This window comes from Rhizobium sp. T1470, from assembly GCF_042140505.1.
In the GTDB taxonomy this organism is placed as follows: Bacteria; Pseudomonadota; Alphaproteobacteria; order Rhizobiales; family Rhizobiaceae; genus Rhizobium; species Rhizobium favelukesii.
Genome location: NZ_CP148095.1, coordinates 101,025 through 119,958, shown reverse-complemented (window position 1 = coordinate 119,958; position 18,934 = coordinate 101,025). Strand labels below are relative to the sequence as shown.

At 58.3% G+C, this 18,934-nt stretch carries 19 protein-coding genes and 3 pseudogenes; 17 read left to right on the top strand and 5 right to left on the bottom strand.

Annotated elements, in window-relative coordinates:
• Positions 1–64: 64 nt before the first annotated feature.
• The 15 genes and pseudogenes from trbB (at position 65) to WGT02_RS38875 (ending at position 12,614) form a co-directional block, all read left to right on the top strand.
• Complete coding sequence (trbB, locus tag WGT02_RS38945; RefSeq protein WP_208245049.1) at positions 65–1,030, top strand: P-type conjugative transfer ATPase TrbB; 966 nt, start codon at positions 65–67, stop codon at positions 1,028–1,030.
• Positions 1,020–1,412, top strand: a complete 393-nt coding sequence (locus tag WGT02_RS38940) for a TrbC/VirB2 family protein (protein ID WP_011654762.1) — start codon at positions 1,020–1,022, stop codon at positions 1,410–1,412. The genes trbB and WGT02_RS38940 overlap by 11 nt, the downstream gene beginning before the upstream one ends.
• The gene (locus tag WGT02_RS38935; RefSeq protein WP_208245051.1) at positions 1,405–1,704 is read left to right on the top strand and encodes a conjugal transfer protein TrbD; all 300 of its coding nucleotides are present in this window, start codon (positions 1,405–1,407) and stop codon (positions 1,702–1,704) included. The genes WGT02_RS38940 and WGT02_RS38935 overlap by 8 nt, the downstream gene beginning before the upstream one ends.
• 10 nt (positions 1,705–1,714) lie before the next feature.
• On the top strand, positions 1,715–4,150 hold the full coding sequence (locus WGT02_RS38930) for a conjugal transfer protein TrbE (protein ID WP_208245053.1): 2,436 nt from the start codon (positions 1,715–1,717) through the stop codon (positions 4,148–4,150).
• Complete coding sequence (trbJ, locus tag WGT02_RS38925) at positions 4,143–4,952, top strand: P-type conjugative transfer protein TrbJ (protein ID WP_208245055.1); 810 nt, start codon at positions 4,143–4,145, stop codon at positions 4,950–4,952. The genes WGT02_RS38930 and trbJ overlap by 8 nt, the downstream gene beginning before the upstream one ends.
• A complete protein-coding gene (trbK, locus tag WGT02_RS38920) occupies positions 4,949–5,152 on the top strand; it encodes an entry exclusion protein TrbK (protein ID WP_208245058.1) in 204 nt (67 codons plus the stop codon). Before trbJ ends, trbK begins: the two co-directional genes overlap by 4 nt.
• Positions 5,146–5,559: pseudogene (locus tag WGT02_RS38915) on the top strand (type IV secretion system protein); the annotation flags it as partial. The gene trbK and the pseudogene WGT02_RS38915, both read left to right, overlap by 7 nt.
• Before the next feature lie 112 nt (positions 5,560–5,671).
• Positions 5,672–7,192 carry an IS21 family transposase gene (gene istA, locus WGT02_RS38910; RefSeq protein WP_208180357.1) on the top strand — a complete coding sequence of 507 codons (1,521 nt, stop codon included), beginning with the start codon at positions 5,672–5,674 and terminating at the stop codon, positions 7,190–7,192.
• Positions 7,182–7,976 carry an IS21-like element helper ATPase IstB gene (gene istB / locus WGT02_RS38905; RefSeq protein WP_208245060.1) on the top strand — a complete coding sequence of 265 codons (795 nt, stop codon included), beginning with the start codon at positions 7,182–7,184 and terminating at the stop codon, positions 7,974–7,976. Before istA ends, istB begins: the two co-directional genes overlap by 11 nt.
• A gap of 34 nt (positions 7,977–8,010) precedes the next feature.
• Positions 8,011–8,823: pseudogene (trbL, locus tag WGT02_RS38900) on the top strand (P-type conjugative transfer protein TrbL); the annotation flags it as partial.
• Positions 8,824–8,844: 21 nt separating this feature from the next.
• The gene (locus WGT02_RS38895; protein WP_208245062.1) at positions 8,845–9,507 is read left to right on the top strand and encodes a conjugal transfer protein TrbF; all 663 of its coding nucleotides are present in this window, start codon (positions 8,845–8,847) and stop codon (positions 9,505–9,507) included.
• Between the two features lie 15 nt (positions 9,508–9,522).
• Positions 9,523–10,353 (top strand): P-type conjugative transfer protein TrbG, encoded by an 831-nt coding sequence (gene trbG / locus WGT02_RS38890; RefSeq protein WP_208245064.1) that lies wholly within the window; start codon positions 9,523–9,525, stop codon positions 10,351–10,353.
• Positions 10,354–10,356: 3 nt separating this feature from the next.
• Complete coding sequence (trbH, locus tag WGT02_RS38885; protein ID WP_208245066.1) at positions 10,357–10,803, top strand: conjugal transfer protein TrbH; 447 nt, start codon at positions 10,357–10,359, stop codon at positions 10,801–10,803.
• A gap of 15 nt (positions 10,804–10,818) precedes the next feature.
• Positions 10,819–12,114, top strand: coding sequence for an IncP-type conjugal transfer protein TrbI (gene trbI / locus WGT02_RS38880; RefSeq protein ID WP_208245067.1), 1,296 nt, complete (start codon positions 10,819–10,821; stop codon positions 12,112–12,114).
• 200 nt (positions 12,115–12,314) lie between these two features.
• Complete coding sequence (locus WGT02_RS38875) at positions 12,315–12,614, top strand: transcriptional repressor TraM (RefSeq protein ID WP_208245070.1); 300 nt, start codon at positions 12,315–12,317, stop codon at positions 12,612–12,614.
• Here the strand turns inward: WGT02_RS38875 and WGT02_RS38870 are convergent, their stop codons facing one another.
• From WGT02_RS38870 to WGT02_RS38860, 3 genes are all read right to left on the bottom strand, one after another.
• Positions 12,615–13,121 (bottom strand): autoinducer binding domain-containing protein, encoded by a 507-nt coding sequence (locus tag WGT02_RS38870; protein WP_225040628.1) that lies wholly within the window; start codon positions 13,119–13,121, stop codon positions 12,615–12,617. It abuts the gene before it with no gap.
• A protein-coding gene (locus WGT02_RS38865; RefSeq protein WP_112334090.1) for an IS630 family transposase occupies positions 13,103–14,163 on the bottom strand; the annotation gives its coding sequence in 2 pieces (ribosomal slippage) (positions 13,103–13,671 and positions 13,671–14,163; 1,062 coding nt in all). The genes WGT02_RS38870 and WGT02_RS38865 overlap by 19 nt, the downstream gene beginning before the upstream one ends.
• Before the next feature lie 165 nt (positions 14,164–14,328).
• On the bottom strand, positions 14,329–14,475 hold the full coding sequence (locus tag WGT02_RS38860; RefSeq protein ID WP_225040626.1) for a hypothetical protein: 147 nt from the start codon (positions 14,473–14,475) through the stop codon (positions 14,329–14,331).
• Between the two features lie 210 nt (positions 14,476–14,685).
• Between WGT02_RS38860 and WGT02_RS38855 the strand changes: the two genes are divergently transcribed.
• Together WGT02_RS38855 and WGT02_RS38850 are read left to right on the top strand one after the other, a co-directional pair.
• On the top strand, positions 14,686–16,296 hold the full coding sequence (locus WGT02_RS38855) for an RcgA family putative transporter (RefSeq protein ID WP_208245071.1): 1,611 nt from the start codon (positions 14,686–14,688) through the stop codon (positions 16,294–16,296).
• Positions 16,286–17,281 (top strand): RcgR family putative quorum lactone hydrolase, encoded by a 996-nt coding sequence (locus tag WGT02_RS38850; protein WP_208245072.1) that lies wholly within the window; start codon positions 16,286–16,288, stop codon positions 17,279–17,281. The genes WGT02_RS38855 and WGT02_RS38850 overlap by 11 nt, the downstream gene beginning before the upstream one ends.
• 167 nt (positions 17,282–17,448) lie before the next feature.
• Here WGT02_RS38850 and WGT02_RS38845 read toward each other — a convergent pair whose 3' ends face one another.
• The gene (locus WGT02_RS38845; protein WP_208245073.1) at positions 17,449–18,255 is read right to left on the bottom strand and encodes a DUF3800 domain-containing protein; all 807 of its coding nucleotides are present in this window, start codon (positions 18,253–18,255) and stop codon (positions 17,449–17,451) included.
• A gap of 59 nt (positions 18,256–18,314) precedes the next feature.
• Positions 18,315–18,931 (bottom strand): annotated as a pseudogene (locus tag WGT02_RS38840) (TraH family protein).
• Between the last annotated feature and the right edge of the window lie 3 nt (positions 18,932–18,934).

Sequence of the window (18,934 nt, the reverse complement as noted above, 5' to 3'; positions counted from 1 at the left end):
ATGGACTTCCCGCGGCCACCGAGGTCTGTCTCTCACGCACTCAAACGAGGAGACGATCTTCCCCATGCTTCAGTCGCACTCCCGCCTTGTCCGCAAACTCCAGGACGCCCTCGGCGAGCGCCTTTGCTTTGCCCTTGAAGACCCGACAGTCGTCGAGATTATGCTCAATCCAGACGGCAAGCTTTTCATCGAGCGCTTGGGTCACGGCGTCGCGCCAGCCGGCGAAATGCAGGCGACCGCCGCCGAGACTGTTATCGGATCGGTAGCGCACGCTCTCCAGTCCGAAGCCGACGGAGAACGACCGATCATCTCCGGCGAACTACCGATTGGCGGCCACCGCTTCGAAGGCCTCCTGCCTCCCGTCGTCAACTCGCCAACGTTTACGATCCGCAGGCGCGCTTCACGGCTCATTCCACTCGATGACTATGTGACCGCAAAGATCATGACCGAAGCTCAGGCTTCGATCATCCGCAGTGCCATCACCAACCGGCTGAACATCGTCATCGCTGGCGGGACGGGCTCAGGTAAGACAACACTCGCGAACGCGGTCATCGCTGAAATCGTTTCCTCCGCGCCTGAGGACAGGATGGTGATCCTCGAGGACACGTCCGAAATCCAATGCGCAGCAGAAAATGCCGTCTCCCTCCACACGAGCGACGCTGTCGACATGGCCAGGCTTCTCAAGAGCACGATGCGCCTGCGTCCCGACCGCATCATCGTTGGCGAGGTTCGTGACGGGGCGGCACTGACCCTGCTGAAAGCCTGGAACACAGGACACCCAGGAGGCGTCACGACGATCCATTCCAATTCCGCAATGTCGGCGCTTCGGCGCCTCGAGCAACTGACATCGGAAGCCAGTCAACAGCCAATGCAAGCCGTGATTGGCGAAGCGGTCGATCTCGTCATCTCGATCGAACGCGCCGGGCGAGGCCGCCGGGTGAGGGAGGTCCTCCATGTCGAGGGGTTCAACGGCTCGCGTTACCAGACAGAACACTATCCGCAGATCGATGAGGACAGTCATGCAGCATAATCGCTTTCTCCGTTTGGGAATTATCGGCGCATTGCTTTGCGCCTCGCTTGCCGGGCCAGCACTTGCAGGTTCAGGCGGAAGCCTGCCGTGGGAAGGTCCGCTCGAGCAGATCCAGCAGTCCATCACGGGACCGGTCGCCGGCTATATTGCACTGGCCGCCGTCGCGATTGCCGGCGGCATGCTGATCTTCGGCGGCGAGCTCAACGATTTCGCGCGGCGACTGATGTATGTGGTACTCGTCGCGGGGATCCTGCTTGGTGCCACAACAATTGTCGGCCTCTTCGGCTCGACCGGTGCCTCGATCGGTAGCTCGTTTGTCGCCGAGCAACCCCCAACTCCTTCTTCAACTCCGTTAGGGGGAGGGGAGGGGCGTCATGGCTGACGCCGGCGTCGGACTCCATCGCAACCGTATTCACCGTGCTCTCTCGCGACCGAACCTCTTGATGGGAGCGGATCGAGAACTCGTGCTGCTGACCGGGCTCGCCGCGATCATCCTCATCTTCGTCGTCCTGACCGTCTACTCGGCACTTTTCGGCATCGCGATCTGGATCGTGGTCGTCGGCGCGCTCCGCATGATGGCGAAGGCGGACCCCATGATGCGCAAAGTCTATGCCCGCCATATGCGGTACCGGGCGCACTACCTCCCGACCTCCGCGCCCTGGCGCCGGTACTGAGGAGGCTACAATGGTCGCTTTACGCACATTTCGATCGACCGGTCCGTCATTCGCGGACCTCGTTCCGTATGCTGGCCTTGTCGATAACGGCATTCTCCTGCTGAAGGACGGTAGTCTGATGGCCGGGTGGTATTTTGCCGGTCCGGATTCCGAAAGCGCTACGGATTTCGAGCGAAACGAGCTTTCCCGCCAGATCAACTCGATCCTCTCGCGACTGGGTACGGGCTGGATGATCCAGGTCGAGGCAGTGCGCGTGCCGACGACCGAATACCCGTCTGCTGAACGCAGCCATTTTCCCGATGCCGTCACCCTGCTGATCGACCACGAGCGCCGTAGACATTTTGGACAGGAGCGCGTGCACTTCGAAAGCCGTCATGCGCTCATTCTGACCTATCGGCCGCCCGAGCGGCGGCGATCGGGTCTCACGCGTTATATCTACTCGGACAACGAAAGCCGCTCAGCGAAATATGCCGATACCGCTCTTGATGCGTTTCGCCGCTCGATCCGGGAGATTGAGCAGTATCTCGGCAATGTTCTCTCGGTGCAGCGCATGCAAACCCGAGAGGTTTCCGAGCGGGATGGTGCTCGCGTTGCACGCTACGACGAGCTTTTCCAGTTCATTCGATTTGCCATCACCGGCGAGAACCATCCCGTTCGCCTACCAGAAATCCCCATGTACCTAGACTGGCTCGCAACGGCGGAGCTGGAACATGGCCTGACGCCGCGGGTCGAGGGTCGGTTTCTTGGTGTGATCGCGATCGATGGGCTTCCGGCCGAGAGCTGGCCAGGGATTTTGAACAGCCTGAACCTCATGCCGCTGACTTATCGGTGGTCGTCGCGCTTCATCTTCCTCGATGCGGAGGAAGCAAAGCAGCGCCTTGAGAGGACCCGCAAGAAGTGGCAGCAGAAAGTGCGGCCGTTTTTCGACCAGCTGTTCCAGACGCAATCCCGGTCGGTCGATCAGGATGCCATGGCAATGGTCGCCGAGACTGAGGATGCGATCGCCGAAGCCTCATCGCAATTGGTGGCCTACGGCTATTATACCCCGGTCATCGTTCTCTTCGACGAAAGCCGCTCGGCGCTGCAGGAGAAGGCGGAGGCGGTTCGTCGCCTCATCCAGGCGGAAGGCTTCGGAGCTCGCATCGAGACGCTGAATGCGACAGACGCGTTTCTTGGCAGCCTGCCGGGCAACTGGTATTGTAACATCCGCGAACCGCTCATCAACACGCGCAATCTTGCCGACCTCGTCCCGCTCAACTCCGTCTGGTCGGGTCAGCCGTTCGCCCCGTGTCCGTTCTATCCTCCCGATGCGCCCCCACTCATGCAGGTTGCATCTGGCTCGACCCCCTTCCGACTGAACCTGCATGTCGACGATGTCGGCCATACCTTGATTTTCGGTCCGACTGGTTCCGGCAAATCCACGCTCCTCGCGCTGATTGCCGCCCAATTCTGCCGCTACGAGAAGGCGCAAGTCTTCGCCTTCGACAAAGGCAATTCGATGCTGACGCTGACGCTCGGTGTCGGCGGTGACCACTACGAGATCGGCGGCGAGAGCGGAGAGGGGGCCAGTCTTGCCTTCTGCCCATTGTCGGAGCTTTCGACTGACGCCGATCGAGCATGGGCTTCCGAGTGGATCGAGACCCTCGTTTCGCTTCAAGGAGTCACGATTGCGCCGGACCATCGCAATGCAATCTCGAGGCAAATAGGGTTGATGGCGTCGGCGCCCGGCCGTTCGCTGTCGGATTTTGTCAGCGGCGTCCAGATGCGGGAGATCAAAGATGCGCTGCACCATTACACGGTTGATGGCCCGATGGGTCTGCTCCTTGATGCGGAAGAGGATGGCCTGACGCTTGGGCGCTTCCAGTGCTTTGAGATCGAGCAGCTGATGAATATGGGCGAGCGTAATCTCGTCCCTGTTCTGACCTATCTCTTTCGACGGATTGAGAAGCGGCTCGATGGCTCGCCAAGCCTCATCGTTCTGGACGAGGCATGGCTGATGCTCGGCCATCCTGTGTTCCGCGACAAGATCAGGGAATGGCTCAAGGTGCTGCGCAAGGCGAACTGCGCCGTCATCCTCGCGACCCAATCCATCTCCGACGCCGAGCGCTCGGGCATTATCGACGTTCTGAAGGAATCTTGCCCGACCAAGATTTGCCTTCCGAACGGAGCAGCCCGGGAAATCGGCACCCGGGAATTCTACGAGCGGATCGGCTTCAACGAGCGACAGATCGAGATTGTCGCAAATGCCATCCCGAAACGCGAATATTACGTGACCTCGCCCGATGGCCGCAGGCTTTTCGACATGTCTCTCGGGCCGGTCACACTCTCCTTCGTCGGCGCTTCTGGCAAAGCCGATCTAGCCCGCATCAGGGCGCTCTCGTCGACGCACGGCCACGAATGGCCGGGTCAGTGGCTCATCGAAAGGGGGATCAACCGCTATGAATGAAGCAATCCAATTGTTGAAGCTTGGCAAATCGTTGGTGACGGGGTTGGTCGCCGCCGGCCTTACCGCTACGCCCACTGTTTCCTATGCAGGAGGCGCAGTTACCGGCGCGACCGAGATGACGCAGCTCTTGAACAACGGCGAATTGATATCTTTGGTCGGGCAATCGAGCGAGCAGATCACCAATCAGATCACCCAGATTACCCAGCTTGCCGAGCAGATCCAAAACCAGCTCAATATCTATCAAAACATGCTGCAGAATACGGCCCAGCTTCCGAACCATATCTGGGGCCAGGTCGAAGGCGATCTGAACCAGCTGAGCGATATCGTCAATCAGGGTCAGGGCATCGCCTTCTCCATGGGCAACGCTGACGATCTTCTGAAGCAACGCTTCAAAAGCTATGCGGACCTGAAGACAAGCCTGCCGAACGCCGAGAGCTTCTCGTCCACCTATCAGACGTGGTCCAATACGAATCGCGATACGATTTCCAGCACGCTCAAGGCCGCAAGCCTCACCGCCGATCAGTTCGACAGCGAAGAGGATACGATGGGCCAACTGCGATCAATGTCGCAATCGGCGGACGGCCAGATGAAGGCACTTCAGGTCGGTCACCAGATCGCCGCTCAGCAGGTCGCCCAGATGCAGAAGCTCCGCGGTATCGTCTCCCAGCAGACCACCATGATGGGGACCTGGCTGCAAAGCGAACAGACGGACAAGGATCTCGCACAGGCGCGTCGCGAGAAATTCTTCAATGCCGACGTCCAAGCCATTCCCTCCGGACAGAAAATGGAGCCCCGCTGGTGACCCGCCCCGTATTGATCGTCTCTGCGTGCGTTGCGATGGCAGGGATTGCGGCGATCACCACAGTCGTTCTGATGCGCCGAGAGAGCTCCGCCGCGCCGCAGATGAGTGAAGAGCAACGAGCGACACGCGAGAAGTTCTTTGGCACGGGCAAGGCGCTGCCGCCGATCGAAAAGGGTCAGGAGATGCGCCCGAGATGGTGAAGCGCGGTCGGAGAAGCACCATCCTGGTTGCGGGTATCGCCTTCCTTGCTTTGGTGGCGCCTGCTCTCGCCCAACAAGGCCAAGCTCTGACAGAGCTGGAAAATCAGGTCTCGACGGCCGCCAAAGGGTGGGAGACCGCCGTCATGGATGCGGCTAAATCGCTGTTCTGGATCCTCTCAGGTATCGAGGTTGGCATTGCCGCCGTGTGGCTAGCGATACAGGCAGCATCGCTCGATAGCTGGTTTGCCGAGCTCGTCCGTCGCATCATGTTCATCGGCTTTTTCGCATTCGCTTTGACGCAGGGGCCCACCTTCGCCAAGGCCGTCGTCGACAGCCTCTTCCAGATCGGCGGCGGTGGTGGCTCCGCGTCGCCTGCCGAAGTCTTCGACGCTGGTATTCGCGTGGCTGTTGGTTTCCACGCAGAACTGAGCCGGTTAGGCGCATAATTTCCATTGAGAATTGAGCCATGTGAACCTTCCCCCCAACGCGGTGAGCGACGGGGGCCACGGAGTGATCCACATGGGACTTTTAAACATCATCCGTCGGATGGCGCTGCGCGAGAAGCAGTCGATCCGCGAGATCAGCCGGCGCACTGGGCTGTCACGCAACACGATCGCGAAGTATTTGAGCGCTGGTACGATCGAGCCGACGTTCACGGTACCGGAACGTCCGAGCAAGCTCGATCCTTTTGCCGACAAACTTGCTGGCTGGCTGAAGACCGAGGCCGGGAGGTCGCGCAAGCAGCGCCGAACGCTGAAGCAGCTTCATGCGGATCTGGTGGTTCTCGGCTTTACCGGCTCCTATGGTCGGGTCGCCGCGTTCGCCCGCGACTGGCGGGCTGAGCAGCTGACAGCGGGCCGCGGCATATTCGTTCCGCTGTCTTTCCGCCCAGGCGAGGCATTCCAGTTCGATTGGAGTGAGGACTATGCCGTGATCGGCGGCGAGCGCACGAAGCTTCAGGTCGCACATATCAAGTTGTCGCACAGTCGGGCCTTTCTGGTCAGGGCCTACCTGCTGCAAACGCACGAGATGCTCTTCGACGCCCACTGGCACGGCTTCCGTGTGTTCGGCGGCGTACCTGGTCGCGGCATCTACGATAACATGAAGACGGCGGTCGATCGTGTCGGTCGCGGCAAAGAGCGGCAGGTCAACATCCGTTTCCTCGCGATGACGAACCACTACGTCTTTGCGCCAGAGTTCTGCAATCCCTCTGCCGGCTGGGAGAAGGGGCAGGTCGAGAAGAACGTCCAGGATGCTCGCCCACGACTGTGGCAACAGATGCCTGACTTCCCGGATTTGGCGGTATTGAATGCTTGGCTGGAACAGCATTGCCAGGACCTGTGGCGGGAGACGGCGCATGGCACCTTGCCCGGCACAATCGCAGATGTTTGGGCTGATGAGCGGGCAGCATTAATGGCACTGCCACCCGCATTTGACGGCTTCGTTGAGCAGAGCAAGCGCGTCTCACCGACATGCCTGATCACCTTCGAGCGCAATCGTTACAGTGTGCCAGCATCGTTTGCGAACCGGCCTGTCAGCCTGCGCATTTATCCCGAGAGACTGGTCGTTGCGGCCGAGGGCAATATCCTATGCGAGCATGAGCGGGTCATTGAGCGGAGCCACGATAAGCCGCCACGAACGATTTACGACTGGCGACATTACCTTGCCGTCATCCAGCGCAAACCCGGTGCCTTGCGCAATGGTGCGCCCTTCCTGGAATTGCCGCTGGCCTTCAGACAGTTGCAAGATCAGATGCTTCGCCGCCCCGGCGGTGATCGTGAGATGGCCGACATCCTCGCTCTGGTGCTTCATCACGACGAACAGGTCGTCGTCAGGGCCGTGGAACTGGCTCTGGATCAAGGCGTGGCGACCAAAACGCATGTGTTGAACCTGCTGCATCGGCTGATTGATGGCAAGACGACCGACGGTCCCGACATCGATACGCCACAGGCACTGACCCTGCTGCGCGAACCCAAGGCCAATGTAGAACGCTACGATGGCTTGCGGGTCCGGATCGTAGGAGGTCGTCATGCGTCATGACCCCGCAAGTGCTGCCGTCGTCATCATGCTGCGTAGCCTGAAGATGTATGGCATGGCCCAGGCCGTCACGGACCTGATCGAGCAAGGTGCTCCCGCCTTCGATGCGGCCGTGCCAATCTTGTCCCAGTTGCTGAAAGCCGAGATGGCCGAGCGTGAGGTCCGCTCGATTGCCTATCACATGAAGGCTGCTCGCTTCCCAGCCTACAAAGACATCTCCGGATACGACTTCGCCGCCAGCGAGATCAACGAGGCCACCGTGCGCCAACTGCACCGATGCGAGTTCATGGATGGGGCGCAGAACGTTGTCCTTATCGGTGGCCCTGGCACTGGAAAAACGCATGTCGCGACCGCTCTTGGAATCCAAGCCATCGAGCATCATCGCCGAAAGGTCCGCTTCTTCTCGACCATCGAACTGGTCAATGCTCTCGAGCAGGAGAAGGCTAAAGGCAAGGCGGGCCAGATCGCGGAGACCTTGGTCCGCCTCGATCTGCTCATCCTGGACGAGTTGGGATACCTGCCGTTCAGCGCCTCAGGCGGAGCACTACTCTTCCACCTGTTAAGCAAGCTCTACGAGCGGACCAGCGTCGTGATTACCACCAACCTCAGCTTCAGCGAGTGGGCAACCGTCTTCGGCGACGCCAAGATGACGACCGCTCTGCTCGATCGTTTGACCCACCGTTGCCATATCCTGGAAACCGGTAACGACAGCTTCCGCTTCAAAGCCAGCTCGGCTGCCGCAGCACAGAAGAAAGGAGAAAAAGCCAATCCCTTGACCAAATCCTGATCAGAAAACCATACTTAGAGGTGGCTCACTTCTTGGTGGAAAAACCGGCTCAGTTCTGCGTGGAAACCAACACGTGGCATCCCAGATGTCGGAGCAGGCAAAGTTCGGCGTCTTCGAGGACAATGCCCTGGCGATCGCCGCCGTGCTTGCGATGGGCATCGTCGTCATCTGCTTCTCTCTCGTTGCGGCAATATTCGTCTCGGTCATGGTCGAGATGTATGTCGGCCTGCTGGCAGGCATGATCATGCTCGGGCTCGGGGGCTCCTCCTTCACCAAAGACTTTGCGATCCGCTATCTCGTTTATGCCTTCGGGGTTGGGATGAAACTGATGGCCTTGGTCATGATCGCCAAGATCGGCTCGAACGTTCTGCTTGGGCTCGCGCAGGCTCCGACAGCCGAGAGCGACCAGTTCATCACCACACTGGCCATTGCCGGCATCTCTGTCGTCGTCTTCATCATCGCGATGTACGTCCCGAACATCATCCAAGGCGTTGTCCAAGGGACCTCGGTCTCCGGCGGCATGGAGTCAATCCGCCACGGCGGACAGGCGGCCTCGTTTGCAGCAGGCGGAGCATTCCTTGGCGCAGGCGCGGTCGGCGCCGGCTTTGCCGCCGCGCAGGCAGCGCGCGCCGGTGGATCCTCGGCAGCCGGTTCAGTACTCCGGGGCATGGGCGCAAGTTTCAGCTCCGGTGCCATCGCTGCCGGATCCGCAGCCAAGGAGAAGGCAATCGGATCACCCGGCGCTTATGCCGGCTCCCTTCTCGGCCTGGCCAACGCGAAGCTCGATCAGGCAAGGGGCAATCCACCCACTCCGACGCCGCCTCCGGAAAGACCGGACAAACCATAATTCACGGACAGGATCACTCACATGGCAGGGCATCCCGCACCTGAAAACCCGTACCTTGCCGCGAGGCAGGAATGGTCAGAACGTTACGGCTCCTACGTCAAGGCAGCCACCGCCTGGAGGGCCGTTGGCATCTTGAGGCTGGGAATGGCTGTGATCGGCTTCGGCTACGCGCTTTACCTCAGCACGCAGGTCAAGCTCGTCCCGTATATCGTCGAGGTTGATAAGCTCGGGAACACGGTTTCCGGCGGCTTCCCGCAGCAGATCGAGTATGCGGACACGCGGGTCGTTCGCGCGACGCTCGGGAACTTCGTGACCAGCTTCCGTTCTATCACACCAGATGCGGTGGTCCAGAAGCAATATATCGACCGCACCTATGCCCTCCTGCGGACGAGCGATCCCTCGACGCAAAAGGTCAATGCATGGTTCCGCGGCAACTCGCCGTTCGAAAAGGCGGTCAACGCGACTGTCGCGATCGAGGTGAACAACATCGTCGCGCTTTCGAACCAGACCTATCAGATCGACTGGACCGAGTACGAGCGCGATCGGAAAGGCAAGGAGGTCGCGACCCGACGCTTCCGGGGCATCGCGACCGTGTCGATCACATCACCACAGGACGAAGCAACAATCCGGCTCAATCCGATCGGTGTCTATGTGACCGATTTCGACTGGACCGCGCAACTTTAAGGGCTGGGATCTGCAATGAGGATCAAACACAAACGCGTCGCTCTTCGCTGCATGCTGGCGCTTGCCGTATCGACCGGGGTTTCATCGACGGCCATCGCGCAAAGCCTGACGGGCAATGAGGTCAAAGGGACGAACCTCTCCGACAAATGGCGAGGGCAGGCCGGACTGGTCACACGCGGACCGGACGGCAAAGTGATCTTCCTCTTTGGTGAGACGCAGCCCTCCGTCGTCTGCTCACCCTTGCAGGTGTGCGACATCGAGCTGCAGGGTGGCGAAATTGTCCGCGATGTCCTCGTCGGCGATACGGTACGCTGGAAGGTAGAGCCGGCAACGTCTGGCGCCGCCAGTGGACAGGCGATCCACCTGATCGTCAAGCCGTCCGAGCCGGGGCTCGTCACTTCCATGGTGGTGACGACCTCACGCCGCACCTACCATATCCAGCTGAAATCGCATCCGACACAGTACATGGCTCGCATTGGGTTCGAGTATTCCGAAGATGCTGCCACGAAGCTTTCCGATATCAATGCGCGCATCCAGGCGATGACCGGACCGGACGGCGGAGTGGCTCCAGAACAGCTTGCCTTCTCCTACGCGGTCAGCGGAAGCGCCCCGTGGCGGCCGAAGCGTGTCTATTCCGATGGCCAGAAGACCTACATCCAGTTTCCCCGTGCGATCTCCGGCCAGGACGCGCCAGTCCTCTTCGTCGTGTCAGGCGGACAGAACCGCATCGTCAATTACCGGATGAAAAACGACATGATGATCGTCGACTATAATATCGACAAGGCGATCCTGATTTCCGGAGTTGGATGGAAACAGCAGAAGATCACGATCTGGCGGGGAGGGTGACCCATGAAGTTTCAACATTTCCTCCCAATCGTCTTTGTCCTGAGCCTCGCGGGATGCCAAACCGCTACTGACGGGCTGTCCTCCAGCGCAGCGCCCGCGGACGTCTGGGGTCCTGCCGCCGGTGCTATTGCTGGCGACATGGCAGGACGGTTCGCCGAGCAAGCCGGATCGACGTCCACCCCCATCAAACTCCACAAGGACACCTCCGAATTCTCCGTCGCGCTAGAAGCTGCTTTGAAAGGGTGGGGCTTTGCCATCGTCACCGATGACAAGAGCGCGAGCGCGACTGAAGCGCCAAAACCGGTCGAGCTGGCCTACTCGATCGCTGCCGTAGACGGACAAGTGCTGGCGCGCCTTTCGACTGACACTATGGAGCTCGGTCGAGCCTACTCGGTTAGCAATGGCGTGGCGACGCCGGCAAGCCCCCTTTCCCTTATGAAGCGAAACTGACAGGCGGAGACGATCATGGTCCAATCGCTGCAACTGGGAACGTCCAATCAATTTCCTGACGAGAAAGGGATGAAGCGCCTCAATCGGGTGCCTCTGTTCGTCGGCATCGGGATCCTGGTTCTGTTCCTTGCCGTTCTCGTCTACGGCCTCTCCTCGCGTGGGCTGAGGTTTGGTCAGCACGACCCGAACGAGAGCGGTTCCGGCACTCCGGCTTCGACCTTCGCCGATCAGCTGAAACGGGGTGTCAAAGACGGAATTATCGGTGATCGAGAAGATGCGCAGCCGAATTTCCAGCCGTCGCCAGTGCCGCAGCAGCAGACCGATGCCCGCCCTGTGGAAGCGGAGCCAAAAGTCGAGCCTCGTGAACAGCGCAGGCCCCGCATGGAATCGGACGAGGAATGGAATGCCAGGATGCTTCGTGAACAGCGAGAACAGATATTTCGCGAGCAGCAGCGCCAGCGCATGGCAAGCCTTCAGGCACGGGCTGCTCTCGATTCTCCCTTGAAAGTTGACATCAGCGATGTCGCCGCGCAGGCGCAAGGCGCCTCATCTGCAGGACCGCGTCAATCGAATGTCGGGGCAACGGGTTCGCAGGATCTCTATGCCGCGGCTTTGAGAGCTGGCGCGGCCGGGCAGACCGATCAGAATGGACAAGCGTCTAAGGAAGATTTCTTCAATGCTGATATCAAGGATCTCGGCTACTTGCCGAACCGCGTCGTTCCACAGCAATCGCGCTACGAGCTAAAGCGCGGATCGGTTATTCCGGCGACCTTGGTCACTGGCATCAGCTCCGACCTGCCAGGCCGCATCACCGCGCAGGTCAGCCAGAACGTCTATGACAGCGCGACCGGGCATTTCATGCTGGTTCCACAAGGGACGAAACTATTTGGTCGCTATGACAGCAAGGTCTCGTTCGGCCAGAATCGCGCTCTTGTCGTCTGGACCGATATCATCTTCCCGAATGGCTCTACCCTGCAGATCGGTGGCATGGCCGGCACAGACTCGGAGGGATACGGTGGTTTCAGCGACAAGGTCGACAATCACTATCTCCGGACGTTCGGCTCTGCGGCCCTGGTCGCGCTCATTGGGACAGGTATCGATATGGCGATGCTCGAAAGCTCGACTCTCGCGACGCAGGACACGGCCTCCGACGCCGCGCGCCGGAACTTTGCCGAGACCTTTGGGCGGGTCGCCGAGCAGACGATTTCGAAGAACCTCAACGTCCAGCCAACGATCAAAATCAGGCCGGGCTACAGGTTCAATGTGCTTGTCGACCAGGACATCATCTTTCCGGGCGTCTACAGCAACTGAGGTCTGCGACGGAAACCTGCTGAATGCAGTCGATACAAGTCGGCTCCGTCGACCAAACAGAACTTCGCTGCAAAACTGCAGTGGAACACTCGCCAGCCTATCGCTAAAATAATAGTTCCCATTCGCTGCGTCGCTCGTTTAGAATGCGAGCAAATCTGCTTGCGTACACCGGGAGCCGCGCGTACGCGTTGAGAGAAGCGATGAGTTACGAGAGAAATATCATTACCAAAGACGTTGACCTTCCGCCCCTTGTTGGATTGCTCTCTAGCGAGTCCGAGCAAACTATCGAGATCTTGACGATTGGCGCGATCAAGAAACACCGTAAACTGGTCGACCGCGCCGAACGGTTGTTTCAAGATGTCCGCGCAAGCGAACGCAAACAGGAGGGTGAGCCCGATAAGGCTTACTTAGCCTATCTCGATGCAACGATCGAAATGCACGCGCAGATGTCGGCCCTGACAACGCTTCTTGGCATCCTGGGCCGGACGCCGAAAGTCTGATCAAATCAAACCACGTCGAATTGCCAGTGCCACAAGTTGCGTATTGTTGCACAGGTCGTACCGGCGCCTTGCCTCGGCGAGCGCAATGCGGACTGTGTTGTACTTCACGTGCTCGATGTCGGCTGTATCTTCGACCGTCTTGCCCAATGAAAGCCACCGCGTGTAGGTCCCCTCCTTTGGAGTAAGGTAGAACGGTTCCTGCATCGATGGGATCACTTTCAGTTGCTCAATGCGGGCATGTAGCTGCCCGACCGCAGAGGATGCGACGATCGGATCGATTTCTTCGTGAGTCGTCAGGTTGGGCTTTGGAGAGACAAAGCTCAGCGCAGCGATTGCGCCGTTAGAGATAGCGATAGGAATGGTTATGCCTGAGCGGATTTCGAACTGCGCTGCACATCCAAAGAAACTCCGGTCTTCTTCCGACAGGTTTTGTTCTTGAGAGGACCAAACAAACGCACGACGTGACCGTTGATACCAACATGCATTGATCAAAACCGATGCGCCCACTCGCGCAGTCCAATGGACATTATCTTCCAGGGTTGCGCGACGAGTTTGTTCCAGGCGGCACAGCAGTGAGCGACGATGTCCTCGTAGTCTGTGAAGATGCGGTTCGACAGCCAGTTGTCCCTCATAAACTGCCAGACGTTTTCGACAGGGTTCAATTCAGGCGAACGCGGCGGCAAGAACAGCAATGTGATGTTGTCAGGGACGCTGAGCTTCGGCGTGACGTGCCATCCGGCTTGATCGAGGATGAGGACCGCGTGAGCGCCGTCATCGACTGCCTGGCTGATTTCCAGCAGATGTTGATTCATGGCGTCGGTATCGCAATAGGGCAATACGAGGCCCGCGCCCTTACCTTTCTTGGGGCAGATGGCACCGAAGATGTACGCCCACATCGTCCGTTGATCCAGCGGCGCTGAAGGTCGGGTGCCACGGCGAGCCCATCGGCGGGTGATCTTGTTTTTCTGACCTATGCGCGCCTCGTCGGCCCACCAGAGTTCGATCTCGGTATTCTTCGGGAGGCTGCTTCTGATGGCTGCCAATGCGGCAGGGAACTCTTTTTAAAAGCGTCCACTTCGGGTTCATTCTGGGCGTAGTGGCGCGGCCGGGCAGACAGCTTGGCAAAGCCGAGAGCCTTCAATTCGCGACCAACCGTGGTCTCGTCCATCGAGATCCGGAATTCCTGGAAGATCCATTGGACCAGATCCTTGCGCCGCCACCGAACGACACCGTGGATAGCCGGGATCGGACCACGCTCTACAATCTTGGCCAAGGCCTGGCGCTGATCATCATTCAGCTTGGGCCGATTGCCGGGAGCCTTGCCGTTGAGGAGCCCGGCCGACCCGTGCTCATTGAAACGAACGACCCAGTCGCGAACAATCTGCAAGGTCACGCCCCCGATCCGGGCCGCATCTGTACGCGAGCCGCCGTCATAAATTTCCGCCAACGCCAGAAGCCGCCGCGCTTGAGCGGCATCCTTGGTCCCTTTCGCGAACTGCCGCAGAGCAGGACCATCAAAATCATCGCGCAATGCAATCGCCGAACCCATTGCAAACCTCCCGTTTGCCCCATGGATTCAGATTTTCACCGATTCGGGAATCCCAAGTGAGTCGCACTCTGCGCTCGCTGGTATGAGCTCGTCGCAGAACTGGGTTACGCCGATCCAGGTCATACTTCTGACTGCGTTTTAGCCAATCGGGGTGCAGGTTTGAAATTACACAAAGTCGCCCGGCAGTAATTTGGTGTAGGCATAACCGGTAAATTCGAACCGGTCTGCTAGATCCTCCAGGGCGGCTTTTAGTGTTGCATCGTCATGCGCGATGGCGCTGATCTCCAAGAGCCCTGCCACGAGTTGGTTCATCGATACCTCTCCCATTCAGTCCTACGGCGCGCACGGTATTCTCATATCGGCACAGCCTGAGATTGATCTTGATCTCAGAGTAGTTCGCGCACTCGCTTTGCGTTTGTCGGAATATTATCCAACCTGGATTCGATAACCTTCGATTGCGTGATTTGGCACGATGTAATATGAAGTGCAGCGAAACGAAACGAAATCAAAGTTGGTAACCGATTGTTTCAAAATGGGAAATTATTTCTTCCGCCACCGAATGATGGTAGTGATTGGAAGGAACTGTTCCGGAAAGCAGCTGCGGCCGGCGCGGGTAGACCCCTGGGGGAAGACGGATTTCCGACAGGCCCATGGACGCCCGAATTGCTTACAGAGGCGATTTCGCAACTCGATTCGAACCAAGCTGGGGTTGATCTACGCACCGTCCAGCTTTGGTTTCAGGAGAATGACCGGGGAATTAGCTCCAGCAACATTCGTTGGCTGGCGAGGGTTTTCGGCTGCGATGATCCGGTGGCAACAGGCGCGTGGCAGGTTGAGCTAAGTTCGGCTCAGACACGACTGTTGTCAAAAAGGCGAGAGGCGAAAAAGGCAGGAAATAGCTCTGCGCCGGAAAATCTCGATGGGTCTGGAGACGCCGTAGTCGATCACGAGCTGGCCCCTGCGGTCGAGTCCAGCCGAGATGTCGAACCCGCCAGCAAACGGCGGGGTTTCCGTTTGGCGCGGGTATCTGAGTCAGTTTATAGCGAAGGTTCGCCGTTGAACCTTCCCGCATTTGTATTTGCGGGTGCATCAGCTCTTGGTTTCCTATCTTATATCCTGGGGATCCACAGCGCAGTCTATTTGCGCGCAGATAACATTGCGAAACAGGTCGGGTTTCTCTGGGCGCCCAATTGGACGTTCCTTTTCATGGTGCTCTTGCCGCTGTTTTTCGCACTTGTGATGGAGCTGCTCGCCTTTTGGAAGAGGGAAGGGCGCGAGAAGCTGTCGTCCACCAGCGACACGCGGAATAGCGACGTCGATTGGGAACGCAATGTGCAGGCCACCACCTCCACCTATTGGGCGGTATTTATCATCTGCGTTTTGTTCGCCGGGATTTTTCAATGGATCGGCGTGTGTTTGATACCGCTCTTGAAAGGCGGCGCTGACTACGCGACCAGCTGGGGCACGTTGGCAATTGTGCGACCAGAAGTCATTTCGGTCCCGACGTCGATCGCGTTCACAGCACTCGCCTACCTTTATATGTGCCTTTGCTTTTATCTGTTTTTTGCGGGCCTCATTTTGCTGCACACCATGGTCCATGATCTGAGGAAAATGGATGCGAATTCGCTGCGGAGGGATGCGTATCGAGACGAACTCCATGATCTCCGCTTCAGGTTATTGCGGGGAATATTTCGCTGCACGATCGTCGGTATTCTCGTTGCGCTGTGCATGAAAGCCCAGAGCGCTTATCTGACATCCAACTCAGAAAATATCGTGGCCTGGTTGCTCGACGACATGAATTTGGCGTTGGCTAGGCGTGAAGGCGTTCGCAATGGATTCCACTATCGGATGCCGACACACTATAGCAGCCTCCTCGTCGCTGTTTCGACCATCGCGGTTTTTCTCTACGCTTCGATGTGCTTGCGCGGTATGGGGGCTCGGTTCCAAGCGGCTTTTTGGAAGATGTCAGTAGTGATCGCGATCCTGTTCACCAGCTACCTGTTGGTGGATGCGTTCGTCGGATCGTCATTCGTTTTGTGCGTTGGTGTGCTGGTAGGTTCGTACGGCATAATTGATCCAACGCTCGGGCCTAAGCGATTCAGCAAAGTAGGAAGCAGTCAACGTGTACTTTAACTGGCTTGATCGGTGGGATGAGCAGCGCGCTCGACGTGGTGAGGAAGGTAAGGAGCCCACAGGTTTCATCCTTGATGCAGACCGTGCCTTTCCAGGAGAGAAAGTAGATAGCTTTCGCGAGTTCTGTGCCCGCGCAGATCGGGCGTCGACCGACCCAACCTTTTTTGAAGAGCCGCACGGGGGCGATCACGAGTTTGAGGCGGATGAAAACTGGGTCAAATTTCCATCAGCCATTAGTACCGAGGTCACCGAGAACAACATCGTCTGGGCGAAAATCACTCGAAGCGGACCATTTGATAGGGCCTTGGTGATTTTTCACCATTGGAACGCACGGGCCCGAAACCCACAGATTGCCAGCTTCTTTTCGAAGCGTGGAATTACAGTCTTTGAGATTGCTATGCCTTATCATTTCGAACGGAGCCGGCCAGGGTCAGTTCATGCCGATTACATGCTCAGCGCAAATCTTGGTCGAACGGTCGAAGCCGTAAAACAAGCCGTATGCGACGGGCGAAAACTTATCCGTTGGCTGAAATGCGAAGGCTTCCAGGAAATCTCGGTCCTCGGTATGAGCCTCGGCTCCTGGGTCGCAGGGCTGATCGCAGCGCATGATACGACCGTGGCTAAAGCTTCGCTTTTCCTGGCGGGCGGAAGCCTTGCCGACATGGTTTGGACTGGTCGGGCGACGCGTTCTATACGGGAGAGCCTCGAACCAGAACTCGACCTGATAGATCTCCGAAGAGCCTGGGGTCCGCTCAATCTCGAAAACTACCTCCGTCGATTGGCTCGGCCCGACTTGGATCTTCAGTTCATTTTGGCGAAGAGGGACACGGTTGTATTGCCGAAGCTTTCAGAAAGCCTGATACGAGGTTTGAGGGACGCAGGCGGACGCCAACAAGTTCTGAAAATGAACTGTGGCCACTACTCCCTCGGAAAGTCGCCCTACATAATCTTTGCCGGGTTGAGGGCGAGACGATTTCTATCGTGATTTAGAACGGCAAGCTAGGCCCCGAATATTCGGGTATGGAAGGCGCCGACTAACCGACAGCCGCCTTGCAAATCCTCCTTACGTGTACTACCTTGTAATCAGAGCAACGCTCCGGGGTCAGCGCTAGGCGCTGGCCGAAACGAATTAAGGTCCGCGAGGACCTTTTTTCATTTAAAGCAGCTGTATTTGATGCCGAGGTTAGGCCGGTCTTCCTCAGGAAAATGAGCGTCGATCAGCCTGCCCGCTTTCATCAGATCAACATAGGGCTTGTAGGTGGGATCGTAACCGCCCTTGGCCATGGGATACAGCATCAGGTCAGCGACTTGCATCATCGCTGCCTCCTTTGTCCGGCGCTTAGGCTCACCCCTGACGATCCGCCGAAACTCCTCCGGAGGAAGGGCGCCGTAGGCGTTGGCGCCTTCGCCGGCGAAGGGCATCCCGTCGGCTTTGAGCGCCTTGGCATAGGAAATCAGATTTCGGTCTTCGTGTTTGCCGCTTGCCTCGAAAAAGACCCGGAGGGTGCGGCCCTGGCTATCGGCGAACTTTGCCGCCCGCTCGATGAGGATCGAGTACGCGGTTTTGCACATCAGCCATAGCCGCTCTTTGTATCTCTCACTATACCGTAGGACATATCCCGGCCGATCGATAACGGCCGCAATCCCAATCACGGGGAGCGCGAGGATGAACGCGTCAAGCTCCGGAAAGAAGATCCGCGCCTTTTCGGGGTTCCTGAGCCAGCCGAAGTCTCCGCGCCCGCCACGAATTTTGTGGGAGTGAAGAGGGTAGGTGATCCCATGCGCGGCGCAGAATGCGGCGTGCCGCGCTTTCAGCTCGTCGATATCTTCCTGCCTGATCAGAAACCCACCCAAAGCGAAGCAGTCCATGCCGTCCTTGCGCTCTTGGGGGAGCTCATGATCGGGGTCCCGGCTACCGGTATCGTCGATGAAGAGGTGATATTCAGGAACTGCGGTCATTGGTGATCAGTCTATCCGGCAGAAGCTCGGAAAGCCACGTGTTTGCCCCCTCTATCGCATTATTTCTGTCCGCCGATCCGGGACAAGTCGATCCTGATCCCTGCCTCTGCAGCCGTGTCCGGCTCGCCCGATTGCGGAGCTACTTCTTTGTCCGATACAGGGTTCGACGGCTCGGCTGCGGGCTTCGCGTCGCTGAGGCCTTTCCAAAGAAGGTGGGACCACCAGGATCCTCGGCGGGGAAAATGCTTTCGCCCTCAAACGTGCCGGTCTTCCAAGCGTAGATCGTATCATCCAGCATCTGCGGCAGAAGCTCCTTATTCGTCGGGTGGCCATACCACTTGGTCACGATCCGAGCGGCCTTTGCGAATAGGCCTGTTCCAGTACGCAAGTTCTCACAAGCATCGAACATGCCCGTTTGAAGTTCCGACGCATCGATGACGCCGACGCCGGCCGGAAACTGCGTGATCCCAACCCGCACCACGGCCTGACCAACATTGCTTCGCACGACCTCCAGGGCTTCATCAGGTGTTCGAGGCTTGGGAATGAGAACCACACGACCACCCGATTTGACGGTAACGGCGAGCGGGTCATCCGATCCGACCGCGGAAACGAACTGCTCGACGATAGCTGGGGTAAGGCTGGGATCAGCACATTTGGCGATGAATGCGGCATCCATTGT